This window comes from Streptomyces sp. NPDC055099 (assembly GCF_053607685.1).
This window is the reverse complement of sequence record NZ_JBSGUA010000004.1, coordinates 146,172-152,968: the sequence shown is the minus strand read 5'-3', so window position 1 is coordinate 152,968 and position 6,797 is coordinate 146,172. Positions and strand designations below refer to the sequence as shown.

Here is a 6,797-nt window from a genome sequence, read left to right as displayed (position 1 = left end):
TGTACAATCCCCTCTTCTTGTGCTTCGCCGGGCCCCCCTCGCCCCCCCCTCCTCACCCGCCCCCCCCCCTCCCGGCCGGGCCCCCCGGCGCCCCCCCCACGGAAGGTGGCCCCGGCGGCTCCGAAAGTCCGTTGCGGACCCACTGCCGGGCATCGGAGAGTGGCCCCATGACCACATCCGCCACCCTCCCGCCCGGCGTGACCGTCCGCCCCGCGACGTTCGATGACGCGGCGGCGGTATGTGCGCTGCTCAATGAGATCGACCTGCTGCAGATCGATCGTGCCGACACCGAACTCGCCGAGGTGCAGGCCGACTTGAAGCACCCGGAAGTCGACCTGCAGCACGACTCCTGGCTCCTGTTCGACAACGGCCGACTGATCGCGTACGGCCTGCTGTGGGATGAGTCGGGCGGCGAACAGATCGACACGGAGTACTTCACGCTGCCTGGCCGGCCTCAGGCCTCCGAGCATCTTCTCGAGCTGATGGAGGCGCGCGCCGCCGAGCGGGCCGCAGCCAACGGAGCCGACCGGGCGGTGGTGCGCCTGCACCTCAACATCGCCCCCACGGTGGATCTGCGCGCACTGCGCGGACGGGGCTGGACGCCGGTCCGGCGCTACAACTCGATGGTCCGCCCCCTGTCCAAGGACACGGACCAGATCCCCGAGCCGCCGTCCGGTGTGTCCCTGCGGCCCTGCCTGGCCGAAGCGGACCGCAGGCGCGCCCACGCGCTGGTGCAGGAGAGCTTCGCCGACCACTTCGACTTCCACCCGCGCACGTACGAACAGTGGCTGGACGACATCGACGCCGAGCGCGCGGACTGGTCCCTTGTCTGGATCGCGCACGTCGAGGGCCTGGGTGACGCGGCGGTGCTGCGCACCCGCAACGACCGCACCCCGATGGCCTGGATCGGCCACATCGGCGTGCTGCGCCAGGCCCGCGGCCACGGCCTGGGCAGCTACCTCCTGCGGCACGCCTTCGGCCATTACGCGGCGCTGGGGCGCGAACGGATCGGCCTGGGCGTGGACACCGACAACAGCAGTGGCGCGCTCGCCCTGTACGAGCGCCACGGCATGACCCTCGACTTCGCCCTCCAGGCCTGGGAGTTGATCCGCCCCAGCCGTCGTTGAGGGGTCGCCCCCCGGGTGCCTGGAAGTTGTCCCCGGACGTCTATGCAGCGGCCAGGAACGGACGTCTATACGGCGGCCGGGAACGTGAACCGTACGTCGGTGAGTTGCTCCGACAGCTCCCACAGGCGCCGCCCGGTCTCCTCGTCCGCCGCCACGGGCGCCAGTTGCACCCGGGTCGGCGCGCCGCGCAGCTCGGCCAGGCCGCCGGGGCCGATGAACTGGCCGCTCTCCACGTCCGGTGCGGTCGCCGCGTACAGCTGGGGCAGCGCGCCGTCGGCCGGGCGCTGGGCGAAGAGCGGGTTGCCGATGCGCCCGAGAACCACCCGCCACAGACCGGTCGGCGTGCCCATCTGGAGGTTGGTGGCGGTGTAGCCGGGGTGGGCGAGCACGCTGCGCACCGGGCTGCGGGACTCGGTGAGGCGGCGGTGGAGTTCCTTGCCGAAGACGGCGTTGGCGAGCTTCGACTGGTTGTAGTTGCCCATGGGCTTGTAGCTGCGCTCGCCGTGCAGGTCGTCGAAGCGGAGGCGCGCCTGGCGGTGGTTGATCGAACTCACCGTCACCACGCGGGGGTCGCTCCCGGCGGTCAGCAGATCCAGCAGCAGGCCGGTGAGCGCGAAGTGACCGAGGTGGTTGCAGGCGAACTGTAGCTCGTGGCCCTGCTTGCTGAGCGTACGGGGCGGTGCCATCACGCCCGCGTTGTTGATGAGCACGTCGAGGCGCGGATGGTCGGCGCGCAGTCCCTCGGCGAAGCCGCGGACCGAGTCGAGGTCGGCCAGGTCGAGGTGGCGTATCTCCAGGCGCGCGTCCGGCTGCGCGGCGGTGATCTCCGCGGCCGCGCGGCGGCCCTTCTCCTCGTCGCGCACCGCGAGGATCACGTGCCCGCCCCGCCGGGCGAGCGCCCGGGTGGTCGCCAGACCGAGGCCGCTGTTGGCTCCGGTGACGACGAACACCCGCTTGGTCTGGTCGGGGATCTGGTCGGCTGTCCAGCGCTGTTGCTGCGTCATGCGGCACATGTTGTCGGGCGTGACACTCAGTGTCAAGAGTGATTCTGAGTGCCATGCAAGGCATGGCGTGTACCATGGCCCGGTGAGTTCCCGCCCCGAAGTGACCATGGCCGAGCGCAAACGACAGCTCGTCTCGAACGAGTTGACCGAAGCGGCGCTGCAACTCCTCGCGCGGAAGGGGTTCGACGCGGTCACCATCGACGAGATCGTGACCACCGCGGGGGTCTCCCGGCGCACCTTCTTCCGGTACTTCGCGTCCAAGGAGGACGTGGTCGTCCAGTTCCTGGCCGACATGGGCGTCGGCATCCACGCGGAGCTGGCGGCCCGCCCCGCCGACGAGCGGCCTTCCGTGGCGCTGCGGCACGCGGTGCTGGTTCCGCTGGCCGCCTGCGGTGATCACTCCGAGCGGGTGCTGCCCGTGGTGCGGCTGATCCTGCGTACGCCGGCGCTGCGCGCACGCTTCCTGGAGCACCAGGCGCAGTGGGGCGACGACCTGACGGGCGAGGTGGCGCGCCGCGTGGGGCGCGACGCGGGCGTGGACCTGTACCCGCGGCTGGCCGCGAGCATGGCGCTGTCCGCTTTCGACGCCGTGCTGCAACGCTGGAGTGACAGCGACGGCGTCGAGGACCCGGTCGAGCTGACCGACCGGGCCTTCGCGATCATCGCCCCGGCGCTGGACGCCCCCGCGGTCTAGGGTGCGGCGCCGTCCGATGCCGGAGGGGCGGTGGCCTTCGAGCCTCCCGGGGGCTGGCATCATCGAGGGATGTCTGACTTGATCATCGCCGCCTGTGACGGAGCCGCGAAGAAGAATCCCGGGCCCGCCGCCTGGGCCTGGGTGGTCGCCGACGCCGACGAGCGCCCGCAGCGGTGGGAGGCGGGACCGCTCGGCGACACGACCAACAACGTGGCCGAACTGACCGCGCTGGCCGAGCTGTTGGAGTCCACGGACCCGGCCGTGCCGCTTGAGGTCCGCATGGACAGCCAGTACGCGATGAACGCCGTCACCAAGTGGATCGCGTCCTGGAAGCGCAACGGCTGGCTGACCGCCGCGAAGAAGCCGGTCGCCAACAAGGACCTCGTCGTGCGCATCGACGCCCTCTTGCAGGGCCGTGCGGTCACCTTCCGGCACGTCGCGGCCCACCAGGCGGACGGCGACCACCTCAACGCGATCGCCGACGTCGCGGCCAGTGACGCCGCCACGACACAGCAGCCCGCGGGTACCGTCCATGGAGCGGTCACGATCCCGGAGCCGCGCCCCGAGCGCATGACGGCCTCACCCGCAGCCCGGCCGCGCAAGAGCTCCGGAGCGAGCAAGAGCCCGGGCGCGAAGGCGGGCAAGAGCGGCTCGGGCGGCGTGATCAAGGCCAAGTTCCCCGGCCGCTGCCACTGCCAGAAGCCCTACGCCGCCGGGGAGAAGATCGCGAAGAACGCGCACGGCTGGGGGCACGTGGAGTGCCGGGACTCCTGAGGGCCTCAGGGGCCGGCCGGGTGGGTGCTGAAACGCCCGGCTCGAACCGTCGGCCTCCGACGGCTGTGTAGCCGTCCAGGTCGGCGAGTCCGTCGTCGGCCGTCCGCGAGGGCGCGAAGACCCTGGCCGCCATCGCGCGGCCAGTCGCCAACCGCTACCGCTACCGCTGGCGCGGACACGCGGGCGCGCGGAGGCGCGGACAGGGCGGTGGACGCGGGCCATCGTGGCGCGCGCCGCCCCCGGCACCCGGACGCGCCGCCCGTCAGGACGGATCGTCGGGCACGGCACCGAGGAGATCGCGTACAACCGGCCCGGCCGACGCGCCGCCCGTGACGCCCTTCTCGACGACGCAGGCCACGGCGACATTGCCGCGGTACGCGACGAACCAGCCGTTGTTGGGGGCGTCGTCGGAGACCTCGGCCGTGCCCGTCTTCGCCCCCACCTCGCCGGGCAGGTCGGCAAGGACCGAGGCCGTGCCGCCGGTGACGGTGGCGCGCATCAACTCGCGTAGCTGCGTGACGACTTGGCGTGGCAGCGGGGTGGTGGTCGTCGTGTCCTTGGCGCCGCTCGTCAGGCTGGGCTGGTGGAAGGTGCCGGACACCGCCGTCGCGGTGACGGACGCCATGATCAGCGGGTTGGCCTGCACTCTGCCCTGCCCGATCATCGAGGCGGCCTTCTCGGTCTGATCCCGCGGGGCCGGGACCGACCCGTCGTACGAGGGGATGCCGACGTCCCACTTCTGCCCGACCCCGAAGTACTTTCCGGCGACATCGCCCAGCTCCTGGTCACCGACCTTGTCGCGCAGGCTGATGAAGGCGGTGTTGCACGAGGCGGTGAAGTCCTTGCGGAAGGTGGCGCCCCGGTGCTCGGAGGTCTCCACGTTCTGGAACCGCTTCCCGACCGTGAGGTACTTGGGGCAGTCCACGACGTCGCCGGGTGCGACCGCGTCCTTGAGGAGCAGGGCGCTGGTGGTGACGATCTTCCAGGTGGAGCCCGGCGCGTAGGTGCCCGAGACAGCGCGATTGAACCCGGACGAGGGGGAATTGGCGACGGCCAGGATCTCACCGTCGTCGATCCGCAGGGCGGCGAGCGCGGCGTCCTTGCCGCCGGCCTTGTCGGCGAGGGCCTTCTCCGCGGCGGACTGCCAGGTGGCGTCGAGGGTGGCGGACACGGGACGGTCGGCGGGACGGTCGGACTTCTTGCCGAACGAGGCTTCCGTGCCCTTGACCTCACCGGAGGCCCGGTCGACGAGCCGCACCGCGCCGCGCGGACCCGCGCCGTCGCCCCCGGCGATCTGGGGGAGGAGCGGGCCGAGGGAGGGATGCGTCTTGCTCGACAGGGCGTTTCCGTCCCGGTCGTTGATCTCGGGCCCTGCGGTGTCCTCCCGCTCCAGACGGAACTTCTCCGTGCTGCTCAGCTTCGGGTGCACGAGGGACAGCGCCCACTCCACCTTCCAGGTGCCGTCGTCCTGCTTGCGCAGGGGCAGGGCGGAGGCGTATCTCCAGGTGCCGAGGCCGGTGACGGGCATCTTCGCGGTGAAGGACACGGTCACGGTGCCGTCCTCACCGGCCTTGGCCGCACCCGGTGTCAGGTCTGGGTCACTGATGTCGAGCCCGACGGTGAAACTGTTCAGGACGCGCTCGGCCTGCTCGGGGCGCGAGGTCAGCGCCGCCGCCCGTTCCATGCGGCCCGCTTCCCAGCCGGCGAGGAACGCATGCGCCTGCTTGGTCGCCTCCGGGTCCGGTATCGCGGGCCCAGGGTCAAAGGGGCCGAGCTCCGCGGCGTACCCGATGCCCGCGGCCAACACGAGCGTCAGTCCCGCCACGACCACCACGCGGGTGGCCTTTCCGGAGGGACCGCGTCCGGGGTCGGCGGGTCTGCGGCCGTGGTCGTCGAGGGATGCGACATCCGTCATCGGGGACTCCTTGTCAAGGCTTACCGCTGCGGGCAGCGGAGCGTTCGGAAGGGGCGGGGAGGGGGACAAGGCCGGGGCGGCGGTGCGCGCGGACTGCCGCGCCCGGCCGGTCCGTTGCTCGGTCGCCGGGGCACGCGCCGACGCCGTACCTCTCCCAGGACCGCGAGGCGTGCGTCCCGCTACCGCAGTGCGTCGACCGCCACCGAGGCTGCTTCCGCGACCAGCTTGTCGGAGGGCTCTGCGTCCTTCTCGGCGCGGTTCGACAGGATGGCCATGACGATGGGGGCGCTGTCGGGGGGCCACACCACGGCGATGTCGTTGCGGGCGCCGTAGTAGCTGCCGGTCCCGGTCTTGTCGCCCACCACCCAGTTCTTGGGCACACCGGCCTTGATGGTGTTGTCGCCGGTGGTGTTGGTCTTCAGCCACTTCGTGAGCTGCGCGCGTTCGCCCTTGCGCAGGACGTCCCCGAGCACGAACGCCCGCAGGTCCTTGGCCAGCGCCCGCGGAGTGGAGGTGTCCCGCTTCTCGCCGGGGACCCAGGTGCTCAGGTCGGGTTCGATACGGTCCATCGACGTGACGTCGTCGCCCATCTTCTCCAGTTCGGCGTCCAGGCCTTTCGGGCCGTCGAGCTGGTCGAACAGCAGGTTGGCCGCGGTGTTGTCGCTGTAGCGGACGGCGGCGTCGCACAGTTCGCCCAGCGTCATCCCGGTGTCGACATGCTTCTCGGTCACCGGAGAGTTGGCGACCAGATCGTCCTTCGAGTACGTGATCTTCCGGTCGAGGCCGCTCAGTGAGTACTTGCGCAGCACGGCTCCGGCGGACAGCGCCTTGAACGTGGAGTTGAAGGCGAAACGCTCCCCGGCGTTGTGGGCCACCTCGCGTCCGGTGCCGGTGTCGACCGCGTAGACGCCGAGCCGGGCGTCGAACTTGCGCTCAAGGGCCTTGAAACCGCGGGTGGCCGCCTTCGACGCACCAGCGGGTTTCGTGGTTCCGGCGGGCTTCGTGGTCGCCGTGGACGGTGACGACGACGATGACGACGAAGCCGAGGAATCACCGTCCGCGCAGGCCACGAGCGGGACGACCAAGAGAGTGGCGAGTGCTCCGAGGACGGAGCGACGGGCGCGGATGCGCCGCAGACGGACTCGGGTGTGCTGCATGGGCCAAACCTCCGGGCGCCCCGAGGGCAGGGGCATAGGGGACGGGGCGGCACGGCCCCGTCCCGGTACGTGGTCGTGAGTGCCGCAGCCACCCTCGCCGTCGAGTACGTATGCGGTCCAATACGC

Annotated in this window: 6 protein-coding genes; 3 read left to right on the top strand and 3 right to left on the bottom strand. The window is 71.3% G+C overall.

Annotated elements, in window-relative coordinates; all coding sequences use genetic code 11:
* Positions 1–167: 167 nt before the first annotated feature.
* Complete coding sequence (locus ACWFRU_RS12110) at positions 168–1,127, top strand: GNAT family N-acetyltransferase (RefSeq protein WP_453686029.1); 960 nt, start codon at positions 168–170, stop codon at positions 1,125–1,127.
* Between the two features lie 65 nt (positions 1,128–1,192).
* On the opposite strand, the gene ACWFRU_RS12105 is transcribed toward ACWFRU_RS12110, so the two are convergent.
* Positions 1,193–2,131, bottom strand: coding sequence for an oxidoreductase (locus ACWFRU_RS12105; RefSeq protein ID WP_453686028.1), 939 nt, complete (start codon positions 2,129–2,131; stop codon positions 1,193–1,195).
* Between the two features lie 106 nt (positions 2,132–2,237).
* Between ACWFRU_RS12105 and ACWFRU_RS12100 the strand changes: the two genes are divergently transcribed.
* Both ACWFRU_RS12100 and ACWFRU_RS12095 read left to right on the top strand, forming a co-directional pair.
* Entirely contained in the window at positions 2,238–2,825 is a 588-nt protein-coding gene (locus ACWFRU_RS12100; protein ID WP_453686772.1) for an acyl-CoA-like ligand-binding transcription factor, read from the top strand.
* A 69-nt stretch (positions 2,826–2,894) separates the two neighbouring features.
* Complete coding sequence (locus ACWFRU_RS12095; protein WP_453686027.1) at positions 2,895–3,599, top strand: RNase H family protein; 705 nt, start codon at positions 2,895–2,897, stop codon at positions 3,597–3,599.
* Between the two features lie 262 nt (positions 3,600–3,861).
* Here ACWFRU_RS12095 and ACWFRU_RS12090 read toward each other — a convergent pair whose 3' ends face one another.
* Positions 3,862–5,514: a penicillin-binding transpeptidase domain-containing protein gene (locus ACWFRU_RS12090; protein WP_453686026.1), complete on the bottom strand. Its 1,653-nt coding sequence runs from the start codon at positions 5,512–5,514 to the stop codon at positions 3,862–3,864.
* A gap of 179 nt (positions 5,515–5,693) precedes the next feature.
* Complete coding sequence (gene bla / locus ACWFRU_RS12085; RefSeq protein ID WP_453686025.1) at positions 5,694–6,671, bottom strand: class A beta-lactamase; 978 nt, start codon at positions 6,669–6,671, stop codon at positions 5,694–5,696.
* Positions 6,672–6,797 lie beyond the last annotated feature (126 nt).